A 16,691-nucleotide genomic window follows, 5' to 3' on the forward strand; every position below is an offset into this window, starting at 1 on the left:
CTAAGGAGTATATCGATGGCTGAGATCAAAGCCCCCGTTTTTCCAGAATCGGTTGCCGATGGCACAATCGTTGAATGGCATGTCACTGAAGGCCAACAAGTTAACCGTGATGACCTATTAGCTGAAATTGAAACTGATAAAGTCGTATTAGAAGTCGTTGCGCCTGATAATGGTGTAGTGACCAAAATCGTCAAGCAAGTTGATGATACGGTATTGTCTGATGAGCTGATCGCAGAATTCGAAGCGGGCGCAAGCGGTAGCGCTGATGCCAGTGCCAGTGCGGATGACAATAGCAGTGCTCCTGCTGTAGATCCAGATCAACCAGCTGCGCCTGTTCAAGCAAAACAAGCAGCTGATGGCGGCGAGCCTGTACAGGTCACTGACAAAAAAGACAGTGTTGAAGCGGATCATAAAGATCAAAGCCCAGCGGTACGTAAAGCAGCTAAAGAAAGCGGCGTTGATCCTAAAGATGTTGAAGGTAGTGGTCGCGGCGGTCGTGTGACTAAAACTGATATGGCAAGCCCAACCTTAAAAGCAGATAGCAGCATTACTACTGATAGTGGTCGTCCTGTCGCTGAGTCAGCCGGCGAGCGTAGTGAAAAACGCGTACCTATGACTCGTCTGCGTAAGCGTGTGGCCGAACGTTTGTTATCAGCGTCACAAGATACAGCGATGCTGACTACATTTAACGAAGTTAATATGAAGCCATTAATGGATCTTCGTGCCAAATACAAAGAAAAATTTGAGAAGCGTCATGGTGTCCGTCTAGGCTTTATGTCCTTGTTCATACGCGCAGCTACTGAAGCACTTAAACGCTTCCCAGCCGTCAATGCGTCACTTGATGGCGATGATATCGTCTATCATGGTTACTATGATATCGGTGTTGCGGTTTCATCAGATCGTGGTTTGGTAGTTCCGGTATTACGTGATACTGATAAGATGAGCATGGCTGATGTTGAAAGTAAGATCCGTGAGCTTGGTGGTCTGGCCCAAAAAGGCAAATTGGGTCTAGATGATATGATTGGCGGTACGTTTACCATTTCAAATGGCGGCGTCTTTGGCTCATTAATGTCAACGCCTATTTTGAACCCACCCCAAACCGCTATCTTAGGTATGCATGCTATCAATGATCGCCCAATGGCAGTCGATGGCAAAGTTGAAATTCTACCTATGATGTATTTGGCGCTATCATATGATCATCGCATGATCGATGGTAAAGAAGCGGTACAGTTCTTAGTGACTATTAAAGAGCTGGTAGAAGATCCATCACTACTTTTATTAGACCTATAAGCTCGTAAGCTTGTATTGGCAACCGCTGATACAAGCTTTTTACCTTTGTTATAGTGGTTATCCTAGTTATTTAGAACTTAGTCATCTAGATGTTAGTCATTTAGATCTTAGCTATTCTTCACATCTCATTACCGTGTAAGTAATAATTTAAGTAAATCTGGTAATCATTCATTATTATCAATCAATGATAAACGCATATAGCCTACTGAAGTAGCGTATTAACTATACGGTTGGCATGCGGCTCGTTTAAATGATCTGAACACTAAATTAAACTATAAATAAAATATGGAAACGTATTATGAAAGACAATTATGATTTAGTCGTCATTGGTGGCGGCCCTGGTGGTTATGAAGCCGCTATCCGTGCAGGACAGCTTGGTATGAGCGTTGCTTGTATCGAAAAACGTATTTATAAAGGCGAGCCAGCTCTTGGTGGAACCTGCTTAAACGTGGGTTGTATCCCATCAAAAGCCTTACTTGATAGCTCTCATCGTTTCGAAGCCACTAAGCATGATCTTGACGAACATGGTATCAGCACCGGTGATGTTGCTATCGATGTTGAAAAAATGATTACCCGTAAAGAAGGCATCGTCAAGCAATTGACTGGCGGTATTGCTGCTTTATTAAAAGGCAATGGCGTTGATTGGCTACAAGGCTGGGGCACGTTAGTTGACGGCACTGGCACTGATAAAAAAGTTAAATTTACGGCCCTTGCTGACGAAGCAGAAAGCACCATTACTGCCAAAAATGTTATCCTAGCGGCAGGTTCAGTCCCTATTGATATTCCAGTTGCCAAAACTGATGATGATCGTATCGTGGATTCAACCGGCGCGCTTGATTTCACTGAAGTACCTAAGCGTTTGGGCGTGATTGGTGCTGGCGTTATTGGTCTTGAGCTTGGTTCTGTATGGCGTCGCCTAGGTAGCGAGGTGGTTGTTTATGAAGCGTTACCTAAACTCTTAGCTGCTGTTGATAAAGATATGGCCAAAGAAGCCGGTAAAATATTCAAAAAACAAGGCCTCGATATCCGCGTTGATACCAAAGTCATCAATGCCGAAGTGCAAGGTGATGAAGTAGTCGTTACTAGTGAGAATAAAGGCGAATCTCTCGATGAACGCTTTGATAAACTTATCGTTTGTGTTGGTCGCCGTGCTTATTCTGAAAAATTGCTTGGTGAAGATAGCGGTATCAAGCTGACTGAACGCGGTCTCATCGATGTTAATGATCAATGCCAAACCAATCTCGATGGCGTTTATGCTATCGGTGATTTGATTCGTGGCCCTATGCTTGCGCATAAAGCCATGGAAGAGGGCATGATGGCCGTTGAGCGTATTCATGGCGAAAAAACTCAGGTTAACTACGATACTATCATCAATGTTATCTATACCCATCCTGAGATTGCTTGGGTTGGTCTTAATGAGCAAGAAGCAACTGAAGCGGGTTATGAAGTCAAAATCGGTTCATTTAACCTAGCAGCCAATGGCCGTGCGCTTGCTCAAAGTGAAACTCAAGGTTCTGTCAAAGTTGTGGCCGATGCCAAGACAGATCGCTTGCTAGGTATGCATGTTATCTCTGCTGGTGCGGGTGATATTGTCCATCAAGGTATGATTGCGATGGAGTTTGTCTCTAGTATCGAAGACTTGCAGCTGATGACCTTTGCTCACCCAACCATATCAGAAGCAGTCCATGAAGCTGCGTTGTCAGCAGATGGGCGCGCTATTCACGCCATTCAGCGTAAAAAGCGCAAGTAAAGAACGGACGTTTTACAACCTGACCAAGCAATAGCGCTCGCCATTATATGAGTACTATGGCTTTTGTCACAAGTGTGTAGGCAGATATTGCTGCGCACTTGTTTTCACTTTTTATTAATTGTAAAAAATAAAGGATACAATCAATGAATTTACATGAGTATCAAGCAAAAGAGCTATTAAAAAGCTACGGATTGCCCATTCAAGAAGGCATTATTGCTTATAGTGGCGACGAAGCGGCAGCAGCTTTTGATAAAACCCCAACTGACATTGCGGTTATCAAAGCGCAAGTGCATGCGGGTGGCCGTGGTAAAGCCGGCGGTGTTAAATTGGTTAAAACTCGCGAAGAAGCCAAGCAAGTAACCGATGATTTGATCGGTACTAACTTAGTTACTTTCCAAACTGACGCTGATGGCCAACCGGTCAACTTCGTATTGGTTGCAGAAGATATGTACCCCGTACAAACTGAGCTATATCTTGGCGCCGTTGTCGATCGTGCTACCCGTCGAGTAACCTTCATGGCGTCAACTGAAGGCGGCGTTGATATTGAAGAAGTGGCCAATGAGACCCCAGAAAAAATCTTCAAAGTTAATGTTGACCCATTAGTAGGCCTCATGCCTTATCAAGCGCGCGATGTTGCGTTCAAATTGGGTATGGAAGGCAAACAAATCAATCAGTTCGTTAAAATCATGACTGGTGCTTATCAAGCATTCGTTGAAAATGATTTTGCCTTGTTAGAAATCAACCCATTAGCCATTCGTGAAAATGGCGAAATTGTTTGTGTTGACGGCAAAATTGGTATCGATTCAAACGCACTATATCGTTTGCCTAAAATCGCAGCATTACAAGACAAGTCACAAGAAAATGAGCGCGAGCTAGAAGCTGCCGAGTTTGACCTAAACTATGTTGCCCTAGAAGGTAATATCGGTTGTATGGTTAACGGTGCCGGTCTTGCAATGGCAACGATGGACATCATCAAATTGTATGGCGGCAAGCCTGCTAACTTCTTGGACGTTGGCGGCGGGGCAACTAAAGATCGCGTTGTTGAAGCATTCAAGATTATCCTTGAAGACAGCAGCGTTGAAGGTGTTTTAATCAACATCTTCGGTGGTATCGTACGTTGTGACATGATTGCAGAAGCTATTATCGCTGCTATCAAAGAAGTTAACGTAAAAGTACCCGTTGTTGTGCGCCTAGAAGGTAACAACGCTGAAAAAGGCATTCAGATTCTACAAGATTCTGGTCTGAATCTTATTTCAGCTCAAGGCCTATCAGACGCTGCTCACAAAATTGTCGATGCTGTTAAAGCCTAATTGCTTAAGCAAACAAGCATCTTAGTCAACGCGTAATAGCGGTAGCTTAGTTGTTCAAATTTACTGGTTTATTTAATAATAAGTAGTTCAACAACTAAGCGGCTATTACAAGACAACCGAATACAAGGAAAAAATAATGAGTGTATTAATTGATAAAAACACCAAAGTATTGGTCCAGGGTTTTACTGGTAAAAATGGTACGTTCCACTCTGAACAAGCCATCGAATACGGTACTAAAGTGGTTGGCGGCGTCACCCCCGGTAAAGGCGGTCAAACGCATTTAGGTCTACCTGTATTCAACACTATGTCTGAAGCTATGGAAGCGACTCAAGCTGACGCTTCTGTTATCTACGTACCAGCTCCATTTGTACTAGATTCTATCGTTGAAGCAATCGATGCGGGTGTGAAGCTGATCGTCGTGATCACTGAAGGCGTACCGACTATTGATATGCTAAAAGCCAAACGCTATCTTGAAGAAGCGGGCGATGTGCGTCTTGTTGGTCCTAACTGCCCAGGCGTTATCACTCCAGGCGAATGCAAAATTGGTATCATGCCAGGCCACATCCATCTACCAGGTAAAGTGGGCATCATCTCACGCTCTGGTACTTTGACTTATGAAGCCGTAGCTCAAACTACTAAGCTTGGCTTTGGTCAATCAACCTGTATCGGTATCGGCGGTGATCCTATCCCTGGTATGAACCAGATTGATGCGTTGAAATTGTTCCAAGACGATCCACAAACTGAAGCTATCATCCTGATCGGTGAGATTGGTGGTACTGCTGAAGAAGAAGCAGCTGCTTACATCAAAGATCATGTCACTAAGCCAGTAGTTGGTTATATCGCTGGTGTTACTGCTCCTGAAGGCAAGCGTATGGGTCATGCCGGCGCCATTATCTCAGGCGGTCAAGGGACAGCTGAAGAGAAATTCAAAGCCTTTGAAGATGCAGGAATCGCATATACGCGTGACCCTTCTAAACTTGGTGACAAGCTTAAAGAAGTTACTGGTTGGTAATATAAACGCAAGTCTATTGCGTAACTACTAGAACTGCCTTGATATACCATAAAGACACCCCTACAATGGGGTGTCTTTTTTTTGTTTTGAAAATTGCCTTGGATGATGATATGAAAAATAAAATATTAGTAACAGGCGGTGCAGGGTATATCGGTACGCATACTTGTATCGCTTTGCATCAAGCAGGTTACGATATCGTCATCTATGACAATTTATCTAATAGTAGTCGTGAATCTGTTAACCGGGTTTCTAATATTATCGATGCCCCTATTGACTTTATTGAAGGGGATATTCGTGATGCTAAGCTACTTCGAGAAGTGTTTGAGGCTCATCAGTTCTTTGGGGTGATTCATTTTGCCGGACTCAAAGCCGTTGGTGAATCTGTTGCTAAGCCTTTAGTATATTATAATAATAACGTCAGCGGCACTATTAATTTACTTGAAGTCATGGCGGAATATAAGGTTAAAAACCTTGTTTTCTCTTCATCTGCTACTGTATATGGCGATCCTGAAGTTCTGCCTATCGATGAGAATTCTCCGCGCTCTTGTACCAATCCTTATGGCCAAAGTAAGCTGACGGTTGAGCATATTTTAGAAGACTTAGCAGTGTCGGATAATGACTGGAATCTAATTACGCTTAGATACTTTAATCCAGTTGGCGCGCATCCATCAGGACAAATCGGCGAAGACCCGAATGATATTCCCAATAACTTGATGCCTTATGTTTCACAAGTGGCCGTGGGGAAGCTTGCCAAACTTAATATTTTTGGTAATGACTATCCTACTGTCGATGGCACAGGAGTACGCGACTTTATTCACGTTACGGATTTGGCAGCAGGTCATGTCGCAGCGCTTGATTATCTACAGCAGCAAACATCTAGTATAGGTTTTTTACCTATTAATTTAGGCACTGGCAAAGGCAGCTCAGTATTAGAGTTAGTTACTGCTTTTACCAAAGTATCTGGACAAGATATTCCCTATCAGTTTGCTGCGCGCCGTGCGGGTGATATCGCCAGTTGTTATGCCAGTGCTGATAAGGCGCAATCATTATTAGGCTGGCAAGCAAAGCTGTCTATTGCTGATATGTGTGAAGATACTTGGCGTTGGCAAAGTATAAATCCGAATGGGTACAAAGTATAGAAAGTTGTTGAAGATATAAAAATTCTCGTAAAATCTATTGCGTCATATTAGTTTAATAATGGTTCACTATTCAGAATTATTTCATCCTTTTAATGTAGCCTTATAATTATGAAAAAAATCACTCATGCTGTTATTCCTGTCGCAGGCTTTGGCACGCGCATGTTGCCGTTATCGAAGTCAGTGCCGAAAGAGTTATTACCACTAGGCAATCGTCCCGCTATTCATTATGTGGTCGGAGAGGCCATCGCTGCCGGTATTAAGCACATCGTACTAGTCGGTCATGCGCAAAAAAGCGCGATTGAAAACTACTTCGATATCAATGCTGAGCTTGATAATCAGCTGCGTAATAAGGGTAAAGACGCGCTGGCTGATAGCTTAAACTGGCTACCAGAGGACGTGACCGTCTCTATGATACGTCAAGGCAAAGCGCTGGGTCTTGGACATGCGGTACTAGCAGCGCGACCCATTATCGGTGATCATGATTTTGCGGTATTACTTCCTGACGTGGTACTTGATCCGTTTGCTAATGATATGCACAAAGACAATTTAGCTTTCATGTTGATGGCCTTCGCTAATAACGACCATTCGCAGATATTGGTGGATAAAGTGGCTGATAGCGAAGTGCATAAATACGGTATTGCTAAGCTTAGTGACCATTCTAATAATGTGAGTGATATTAATAAAACTGGGGTTAATGCTAACTTCAAAGTAGCCGGTTTTGTAGAAAAGCCCAGTTTAGTAGACGCGCCTTCTCGATTGGCGGTAGTAGGTCGCTATGTATTCAGCAATAAAATATTTGATTATTTAGCGAATACTACGGCCTCTGTTGGTGGTGAAATTCAACTGACCGATGCTATTGATGCGCTAATTAGTCAGCATGGGGTTGATGTGACGACTATGGTTGGCGACAGTTATGATGCCGGTGACATGCGCTCTTATATGCAGGCGTTTATATATTTTGCCCAGCAGCAATTAGCTACCGATGAATAAAGTACCGCAGGGTAAAGCGCAAAGCAGCGCACGAGATTCTGAGTATTGGCTGCAACTAAAGCAGTTGGCTGAGCAAAAGTGGTCGTTGTCGACTTTGTTTGTGCAAGATAAAACGCGTACCCAGCGTTTTAGTGCCCAAGCCGGTGCGATTTATATGGACTATAGCAAGCAGTGTATTGATGAGACTGTGCTGACCAGTCTATTGAATTTGGCGGATAGTGGCGATTTATCCATGCGTATTGAGGCGTTATTGCAAGGCGCAATGGTCAATACTAGTGAAGAGCGCGCGGCCTTGCATACGGCACTACGTTTGCCGGCAGCTGCAACATTACAAGTCGGCACACAAGATGTAGTTGCCGATGTACATCATAGCCTGGCGCAAGTAGAGCGGTTATCACAGCGCATTCGTAGTGGCAGTTGGCGTGGGTTTTCGGGTAAAGCGATTACTGATGTAGTCAATATTGGCGTTGGCGGTTCTGATTTAGGGCCACTCATGGCGACTACCGCGCTTGATGAATGGGCAGATACAGCTATCGTGGTACATTTTGTCTCTAATATGGATGGCAGCCAGCTTGATAATTTACTTAAGCGTTTAAATGCTGAGACCACGCTGTTTATTATCTCATCTAAATCTTTTGGAACCGTCGATACCCTCTCTAATGCCAAGACCGCGCTGTCCTGGTTGCTTACTACTGCTACCTTGCGCGCGGGTACTCAAGACAGTGTATTACGTCGCCACTTTATCGGTATCTCAGCAAATAGCAAAAAAATGAGCGAATGGGGTATTCATCCCGAGCATCAGTTGCAGCTTTGGGATTGGGTTGGGGGACGTTTTTCCTTATGGTCAGCGATTGGGCTGGCTATTGCCATTCGGATTGGTATGGCGCAGTTTCGTGAGCTGCTGGCAGGCGCACACAGCATGGATGTGCATTTTGCCAATGCCGATTTTGCAGATAATTTACCGGTACTGCTAGGGTTGCTGGCGGTTTGGAACAGTACCTTTTTACATATTCACGCCCATACGGTGTTGCCTTATGATGGGCGCTTGGGCTATTTACCCAGCTATTTGACTCAACTAGAGATGGAAAGTAATGGCAAGTCTGTTACTCATGATGGCGAGCGTGTTGACTATGACACGTGCCCGATTTTATGGGGTGAAGTTGGCTCTAACGCCCAGCATGCCTTTTATCAGCTGCTGCACCAAGGCACTCAACACGTGTCTTGCGACTTTATCGCTTGCGTGCGCCATTATAGTGATGAGGCACAGAATGCCTCGCTACAACAGCAACATGAGCTGTCACTGGCGAATTGTTTGGCACAAAGTCGGGTGCTGGCTTTTGGTAATGCGGCTATTGCTGATACGGCTGCTGATATTGTTAATACAGCGGCCGCTTGTGATGCGGATAAATATAAGAACTATCGCGGCAATCAACCGTCAACCACGCTACTTATCGATGAGCTGACCCCGCATAGTTTGGGGGCGCTGATTGCACTGTATGAACACAAAGTTTACGTGATGGCCAGTGTTTGGGATATCAATCCGTTTGACCAATGGGGGGTTGAGATGGGTAAGCAGATGGCTGAGACGGTTTATCATGCCTTACAACAGGACGGCGTTAACCCCTTCGATACGTCCACCAATCAGTTGCTTACACACATCAGACGCTTGTCTTAGAGATTATATTCTTAATACAAAATAGCAAAAGGTAGTTCCATGTCTTCTCAGCCCATTACGCTCGATGAAAACCCAAAAGTATGCGTCATTATTGGTCATGATATCGAAGCCATTACTAGCGCAGTGGTGCTAGCCAGTTTAGGCCAAAATGTGCACCTGTATGCCGATATAACGCTACTCGAACAACAACTACAGCAGTATGGATTTGAGCATCATTTGCAGGCGCTGTGGCAGTTGTATGTAGAGCAGCAGAAGATTATCAGTCGGCCTCTACTAGACAGCGCGGATAAACTGATTGACACTTATGATCCCCTACAAACCTCTGAAAGCTTACAGCTCGCTGGAAGTCCGCAAGTCGCGCTGTATTGGCTGTTTCTAGACAGTATCAAGTCGATATGGGTAGAGAATGAGTGGATAACGGCATTCAACCATAGCTATCAGCAGACGTGCCCTATCATTATAAGCGGCATTGAACAACTGGGTCATATCTCAGCTTTGGCGCAGCGATTACAGCGCGCGTGGGTCTATTATGTGCCGTTTGTGTTTTTACAAGACGGGGAAGCTTATAGCTCAATGCTGAAACCATCGTTATGGTTGCTCGGTGAAAAAACCGCGGATAGCAGCCAGCACTTGAGTGCTTTGCAACCATTAATCCAGCATGCCCGCGCCTATCACCATGCTGATATTGCCACGATAGAATTCGCCCGCAGCAGTATTATGGCGATGCTGGCGACCCGAGTTAGCTTTATAAATGAGATGTCACGCCTTGCCGACAGTCATCAGGTAGATATTCAAAAAATCAGCCAAATCATGGGCTTAGATCAGCGAGTCGGTAGCAGTTATTTACAGGCAGGGTGGGGCTTCGGGGGCAACACGCTACCTGCTGAACTTGAGAAGCTTGAGCAGTCTGGGCAGGAAAATAGAGTAGATATGCCGCTGTTACAAGCTGTCATGCACATTAATAAAGATCAAAAAGAGCTGATATTTCGTAAGTTTTGGCAGTATTTTGATGGCTTTATTGACAATAAGACGGTAATGATTTGGGGTGGCAGTTATAAAGCGGGGTCCGGACGTACTGAAGGCTCAGCTATCCATCCGCTATTAGAGCTATTATGGTCTTATAATATACGCACGCTGGTTTATAGCAATAAGGCAAAAGCAGAGCTGGCTCATCGCTATGATGAGCAGCCATTGTTACAGCTGATCGATAGTCCTTATCAGCAATTAGGCGACGCACAGGCAATCTTTATTATGAGTTGGTCGCCTCAGAACAAGCTCGATATCACCCAAATTAATAACTATGCTATGCCAATATTTGATGCGCAAGCAGCACTAAGTCGTGATCAACTTGATTTATTAATTGGTGATTATGTGGGTATTGGCCGTACCAAATAAATGACGTGCTAGCTATATAGTCAGAATTAAATAAAACGGATACACACATGGTTTCGTATAACTGGCAGAAATTTTTCTAGCTTGCTGTACGACTGCGTCACTCCAGAGGCTGTGAAAATTTCTCCCAGCCATACTGTGTTCCTTTTAAAATGGCTCAACTATACTTTTAATCTCTAAAACAGCTATGCAGGTACGGCGCCTTGTTGAGCAAGCCACTGCTGTACTTCCTGTACCTTCATTGCCAGTAAGAGCTCATCACCACGACTTTCAATATTAAGCCGGATTAGTGGCTCGGTATTAGAGGCACGTAAATTAAAACGCCAGTCACCAAAATCGAGACTCAGTCCATCCAGTGTTGATTTAGTAAAATTCTGGTCGCTGAATTTTTCTTCAATATTTTTAATAATCGACGGCGCATCGTGGTCAGTTAGATGAAAGTTAAGCTCACCTGAACTTGGATAATCGCTGATATAACCGGTGACCAATTCAGAGAGTGTTTTACCGGTAATTGATAACAGCTCAAGGGTCAATAGCCACGGAATCATGCCGCTATCACAATAGAAAAAGTCGCGAAAATAATGATGGGCTGACATCTCACCGCCATATACAGCGCCCGACTCGCGCATAACCTGTTTAATAAACGAATGCCCTGATTTACTGATTACTGCCTTGCCATTATGAGCATCGACCACGGCTTCAGTGTTATATATCACCCGGGGGTCATAGACGATGGATTCGCCTGGATACTTATTTAAAAACGCTTGGGCGAGCATGCCGACCACATAGCTGCCATCAATAAAATCACCATTTTCATCGAATAAAAAACAACGATCAAAGTCGCCGTCAAACGCAATACCTAGGTCGGCTTTATGTTCCGTCACCGCTTGCTGAGTAGCCGTTCTATTGGCCAAAATCATCGGATTAGGAATACCATTCGGGAAGCTACCGTCAGGATTATGATGCAGCTTAATCACCTCAATTGGCGCGCCTGCTTGGGCCAGTTTATCGACCAATAAATCAACCACTGGCCCAGCACTACCATTGCCTGAATTAATAACTAGTTTTAACGGTTTTAATTTATCGGTATCAACAAAGCTCATCACATGGTCAACATAAGCGCTTTTATCCGTTAATAGCTGTAATTTACCTTGTTTGCTGTTTTCGCCTTTATTCTCGTTTACCGTAAATTGACCAGATTCTGCCAACTGTTGAATTTCTGCCAAACCATCATCCGCGCTGATAGGTTTTGAATGCTCTTTGACTAGTTTTAGACCGTTATAATTGATAGGATTATGACTGGCCGTCACTTCAATCCCGCCTAGCGCTTGATAATGACTGGTGGCAAAATATACCTCTTCGGTACCGGTCATTCCCAAATCAATCACATCGACACCAGCAGCCATAATACCGGCAATGGCGGCTTGCTTGAGCTTTTCACTAGAGTCGCGAATGTCACTACCAATGACAACAGCTGTTTTTAGATTTTTTATGTCGCCCTTAGCGTCAGCGGAGTTATAACACTGAGATAAAATCTGCGCAAAGGCGCGACCGATACGATAAGCGATATCTTCATCAAGGCTAACCCCAAGCTCGCCGCGAATATCATAAGCTTTAAAAGAGTTAATGCTAATGGCTGTAAAATCGTTGTGAGCAGGAGTATAACTAGAAGTAGCTGCGTTATCGGTGGTAGACATAATGATGAAATTCCTTTCGCTTGAGTATTCATATGATGATGAAGTAAACAGCACAATTATAAGCTAATAAACATTCAATGATACACTAACTAATAAATGAGTAGAGTGTAAGTATTATGATAATTAAACTCCACTCTCAACTATCATAGTTTTTGGCGTAGGTTATAGCTTTAGCCCCTCAATAAATATCTAACAGAATAAATATCGACCAAACCGAGTCTCAACCTAAATATAAGAGTAGCGATTATGACCGCGCAAAATAACAATGACCTAACAACCATTCCCAAAAAACAACATAACGTATCAGCACCCAAACCTGCGCAAGGTGCGCCTATAGCTACTGGTCAACTAGATGATTTATTGACATTGATGGCACGTTTACGTGCAGACTGCCCGTGGGATCAAAAGCAAAGCAATCATAGCTTAATTCCTTATGCTATCGAAGAGGCTTATGAGCTGGGTGAGGCTGTACAGAGCGATGATGATGATGATATCAAAGGTGAGCTTGGTGATGTGTTATTACAAGTCATTTTTCATTGTCAGCTTTATGCTGAGCAAGGACGTTTCGATATTGAAGATGTCATGACTACCTTGCAGCAAAAGCTAATTCGCCGCCATCCGCATGTGTTCGAGGCCGAAAGTCTCAAAGATGAGGCGGCTGTGAAAGCGCGTTGGGATGAGATTAAAGCTGAAGAGCAAGCGGAACGCTCCGCACGAGGTAAGCCTCGTCGTCGATTAGACGTTACCAAAGCGGGTAGTGCACTGATGCAAGCGCAAGACGTACAAAAGCAAGCGTCGAAATTAGGCTTTGATTGGGAAGGGATAAGCGGGGCGCTGGATAAACTCGATGAAGAAGTGAGTGAGCTTAAAGCTGAACTGATAGACAAGTCAAAAGATGAGATCGAAACCAATATAAGAGAAATCGAAAAAGAGCTGGGCGACTGTATGTTTGCCTTAGTTAATGTCGCACGTAAATTAAACCTTGATGCTGAGGCCGCAACTTTGACTTGTGTGCATAAATTTAAGTCTCGTTTTGCTTATATTGAGGCGCAATTAGAATCCGCTGGCAAGCGTTTAGAAGACAGTAATTTAACCGAAATGGATAAGTTGTGGGAAGCGGCAAAACAGCATGAATGAACCTATTAATAACTCTGACGTTTTTACTGCACAGCAAAATAAGTTTTCGAGCCTTAATTGGCTGGCGAGCATAAGTCTATGCTTAGCTGTTATCTTTGGTTTTGGCAACAGTATGGCTCAAGCTGCCCCCTGTTTTGATAACGCTCAAAGTGCTTATAATTACTTATTGGCGCAAGAGACTGCGCAGACCCAAGCGCGCGATCAGGCGCTGGTAAATATCAATCACGCCAGCGAAGGTGAATTGGCTTCGTTATATGGTATTGGTAGCAGTAAGGCGCAAGCGATTATTTTATATCGTGAGATGTTTGGCGATTTTAAAACCGTAGATGAGTTAGAAAAAGTGAAAGGTATTGGGCCAAAAACGTTAGAGAAAAATAGGGCGCGTTTGCGAGTGCAGAATGAGTATATTTAGAGTATAAAAGTACTAGAGCTAAGATTTACTAAAACTATAATCAGTCTGCTTTCAAAAAGATGTCGTTTATAAATAGATACCATTTTTAAACAAATACCGTTTGGCGGGTATAGTCAGTTCAAGCTAAAAGAGAGTTGTTCATACCAATGTGCTACTGGTATAAATTTTTCTTGCTTGCTGTTCGCAAGCGTATTTCGATGCTGCAAAAAATTCATACCAGCAGCCTAGTAACATTGTATCGTTTTTAAATTGGATCGACTGTAACTAACGCTCATGATTAATAAAAAGCCATCTGTTTTATCGGTTACTACTATAGACTTTTTTTGAATTAACAATATTCGTTGAATTAGCGATATTTATCTCCATAAATAACATTAATATTGACAAAATAGCATGTAAGTACATGTCATAACACACCCAGCCCGCGCAAAATTTGTTAAACTAGCGGGTACATCCGCCTGATAAACGCTGTGTTAATCAGGGGTGGTTAAGAATACCGGCGAGGAGTAGATGCATGGCCGAGCGTGCCGCCAAGCAGTTAGAACTGAATAAATCTGAATTACCCAATTCCATTACTGAAGTTATTGCCACCTTATCCCGAGCTGGGTTTGATGCCTATATCGTTGGTGGTGGCGTGCGCGATACTTTATTAGGTCTGAAGCCTAAAGATTTTGATGCCGTTACTGACGCCAAGCCGCATGAGATCAAAGACGTGTTTGGTAAGCGCTGCCGCATTATCGGTCGCCGCTTTCAGTTGGCACACGTGTACTCAGGACGCGAATTAATCGAAGTAGCGACTTTTCGTGGTCCGCCAAATAGTGATGCTAATACCACCCAAGATGGTATGATTATTCGTGATAATGTTTGGGGCGACATCAAGCAAGACTTCTCCCGTCGTGATTTTTCGATTAATGCGCTCTATTATCAGCCGCTAAAAGGTGTGGTGCACGATTTTTGTGACGCGCTTGACGATATTGATAATAAAATAATTCGTCTACTAGGTCATGCACCGGTCCGTATTGAAGAAGATCCGGTACGGTTACTGCGTGCGCTGCGTTTTAAAGCTAAATTGGGTTTTGAGTTTGATAAAGAGCTGTCTCAGCAGTTTCACAAGGATAATTGGGCTCGGTTAGAACAAATTTCGCCGCATCGTCTTTATGATGAGACCCAAAAGATGTTTTCCGGTGGCTATTTAGTGCCCTTGTTGCCGCTATTGTTTGAATCGGGTGCTATTGATAGTTTAATCATTTATCCTCCTTCTCAGCCTAGCGCTTTAGTCAAGCAAGTGGCTATTAATACCGATAAACGTATTGGTGCGGGAAAAAGTATCAATCCCGCATTTTTCTATGCTGCTTTATTGTGGGAAAATTATCTCCACCAATTAGACAAGGCTAAAAAACGTAACTTGCCATTCGCAGAAGGACAGATGCAAGCCGCCTGTAAAGTTATTGACCGCCAACGTATTAAGACCGCGATTCCCAAATTTGCGGAACAATTCATCCGTGATATTTGGATTTTGCAGCCCAAACTTGCCGCTCCGCGTAGCAAGCAAATTGAGCAACTTGTCGAGCATCCACGTTTTCGCGCGGGTTTCGACTTTTTATTATTGCGTGAGCAATGTGGCGATGCTGAGCATCCGTTATCTGAGTCTACCAATGGTATGGGAGATTGGTGGCAGACTTATCAGACTCTATCTGAAAAGCAGAAGCAGCAAGCTATCAATGACTTCGATGAGAATGTTCGCCGCGGTGCCTATAAGCGTGGTCGTGGTCGCAATCGCCAAAAGGAAAAGATGACTGATAATAACGCGCCAGTGAATCAAACAGAAAATAACGCTCAAGCGAATAAAAATGACCCACAAATCAATAATAGTGGTAGTAATGAGTCGATGATGGTTAATGATCCATCGAACATTCCATCGCGCCGCCGCCGTGCTGCGAGTAAACAAACCGCTCCGGACACCGCAGCAGTAGTGCAGTCATCTTCTCGTGCGAAAACACAACGGGGTCAAACGCAAAACGCGCAGCAGGTAAAACAGGACAGTAGTGAGCTTGCCCAGTTACAACAACTGTCACTTGCTAGTAGCGCGCCTAAGGCAAATCAACGCAACTTACCTAAAGCTGCGCCACTGTTTGTGATAGAGCACGAAAACGTTGTGCCTCCATTACAAAAGCAGCTGTCAGAGGACCAAGCGAAACCGTCTAAAGATGCTAAAGCTGTGCAATCTGAAAAGAGCAAAGCAGCTGTCGACAAGGTACCTGCTAAGAAGAAAGCATCGACACAGCGTGACAAAACAGACGCGGGTGTTGATAGCTCAAATACAGACCAGCAGGCTAATACTAAAAGTACTAAAGCAAAGCAATCTTCTGCTACTAAGGCAAACACCACTCGCACGGCAGCTACGATAGCAAGGTCGCCAGAATTGGTGAGTAGCAATAACGAGCCCTTACCGCATAAGCGTCGCCGTCGTCAGCTACATTCAGAACCGAAAGTAACTGCTGATGTTAATACAAATGCTAGTACTAGCAAGCAGTCGAAAAAACCGACTACTGCGACTAAAGCTAACAGCAGCCCTGACCCTAGCAACCTTGACACTAATAGCAAGTCAAAACCTGTTAAAGAAGTTGCCAGTAGACGGTCAGCAAAAACGACTAAAGAGGCCAAAGCTGATAAGACTGATGAAGTGACTGAGACTAAAAAAGCTCAGGCTAAAAAATCTCAAGCTAAAAAAGTTCAGGTCGACGAGAAAAAGGTCGCTAAAACTACCAAAGGTACAACCAATCAAGGCCCCGTTCCTGCAAAGCGTCGTCGTCGTCAGCCCAGTCCTGATACAGTTACTGATCAAGCATAACGTTGACCGTAAATCGTAGAGTAGATTAATAACCAT

12 protein-coding genes are annotated in these 16,691 nt (G+C 43.9%); 11 read left to right on the forward strand and 1 reads right to left on the reverse strand.

The features are described from left to right. Positions 1-15: 15 nt before the first annotated feature. The 8 genes from odhB to U1P77_RS12095 all read left to right on the forward strand — a co-directional run bounded on the left by odhB (position 16) and on the right by U1P77_RS12095 (position 10,561). Positions 16-1,290, forward strand: coding sequence for a 2-oxoglutarate dehydrogenase complex dihydrolipoyllysine-residue succinyltransferase (gene odhB, locus U1P77_RS12060; protein WP_321155215.1), 1,275 nt, complete (start codon positions 16-18; stop codon positions 1,288-1,290). A 298-nt stretch (positions 1,291-1,588) separates the two neighbouring features. After that, entirely contained in the window at positions 1,589-3,040 is a 1,452-nt protein-coding gene (gene lpdA, locus U1P77_RS12065; protein ID WP_321155216.1) for a dihydrolipoyl dehydrogenase, read from the forward strand. A gap of 143 nt (positions 3,041-3,183) precedes the next feature. Continuing rightward, positions 3,184-4,350: an ADP-forming succinate--CoA ligase subunit beta gene (gene sucC / locus U1P77_RS12070; protein ID WP_321155217.1), complete on the forward strand. Its 1,167-nt coding sequence runs from the start codon at positions 3,184-3,186 to the stop codon at positions 4,348-4,350. Positions 4,351-4,486: 136 nt separating this feature from the next. Then, positions 4,487-5,362, forward strand: a complete 876-nt coding sequence (gene sucD / locus U1P77_RS12075) for a succinate--CoA ligase subunit alpha (protein ID WP_201554227.1) — start codon at positions 4,487-4,489, stop codon at positions 5,360-5,362. Between the two features lie 110 nt (positions 5,363-5,472). Next, the gene (gene galE, locus U1P77_RS12080; RefSeq protein WP_321155218.1) at positions 5,473-6,501 is read left to right on the forward strand and encodes a UDP-glucose 4-epimerase GalE; all 1,029 of its coding nucleotides are present in this window, start codon (positions 5,473-5,475) and stop codon (positions 6,499-6,501) included. Positions 6,502-6,609: 108 nt separating this feature from the next. Beyond that, the gene (locus tag U1P77_RS12085) at positions 6,610-7,491 is read left to right on the forward strand and encodes a UTP--glucose-1-phosphate uridylyltransferase (protein ID WP_321155219.1); all 882 of its coding nucleotides are present in this window, start codon (positions 6,610-6,612) and stop codon (positions 7,489-7,491) included. Then, on the forward strand, positions 7,484-9,166 hold the full coding sequence (pgi, locus tag U1P77_RS12090) for a glucose-6-phosphate isomerase (protein ID WP_321155220.1): 1,683 nt from the start codon (positions 7,484-7,486) through the stop codon (positions 9,164-9,166). Before U1P77_RS12085 ends, pgi begins: the two co-directional genes overlap by 8 nt. A gap of 39 nt (positions 9,167-9,205) precedes the next feature. After that, positions 9,206-10,561 carry a UDP-glucose/GDP-mannose dehydrogenase family protein gene (locus U1P77_RS12095; protein ID WP_321155221.1) on the forward strand — a complete coding sequence of 452 codons (1,356 nt, stop codon included), beginning with the start codon at positions 9,206-9,208 and terminating at the stop codon, positions 10,559-10,561. Positions 10,562-10,743: 182 nt separating this feature from the next. Here the strand turns inward: U1P77_RS12095 and U1P77_RS12100 are convergent, their stop codons facing one another. Next, positions 10,744-12,255: a phosphohexomutase domain-containing protein gene (locus U1P77_RS12100; protein WP_321155222.1), complete on the reverse strand. Its 1,512-nt coding sequence runs from the start codon at positions 12,253-12,255 to the stop codon at positions 10,744-10,746. A 246-nt stretch (positions 12,256-12,501) separates the two neighbouring features. Between U1P77_RS12100 and mazG the strand changes: the two genes are divergently transcribed. From mazG to pcnB, 3 genes are all read left to right on the forward strand, one after another. Next, entirely contained in the window at positions 12,502-13,392 is an 891-nt protein-coding gene (gene mazG, locus U1P77_RS12105) for a nucleoside triphosphate pyrophosphohydrolase (protein ID WP_321155223.1), read from the forward strand. A gap of 112 nt (positions 13,393-13,504) precedes the next feature. Next, the gene (locus U1P77_RS12110) at positions 13,505-13,804 is read left to right on the forward strand and encodes a ComEA family DNA-binding protein (RefSeq protein ID WP_414479093.1); all 300 of its coding nucleotides are present in this window, start codon (positions 13,505-13,507) and stop codon (positions 13,802-13,804) included. Between the two features lie 514 nt (positions 13,805-14,318). Then, the gene (gene pcnB / locus U1P77_RS12115; RefSeq protein WP_321155225.1) at positions 14,319-16,655 is read left to right on the forward strand and encodes a polynucleotide adenylyltransferase PcnB; all 2,337 of its coding nucleotides are present in this window, start codon (positions 14,319-14,321) and stop codon (positions 16,653-16,655) included. Positions 16,656-16,691 lie beyond the last annotated feature (36 nt).

The organism is Psychrobacter sp. LV10R520-6 (assembly GCF_900182925.1).
In the GTDB taxonomy this organism is placed as follows: Bacteria; Pseudomonadota; Gammaproteobacteria; order Pseudomonadales; family Moraxellaceae; genus Psychrobacter.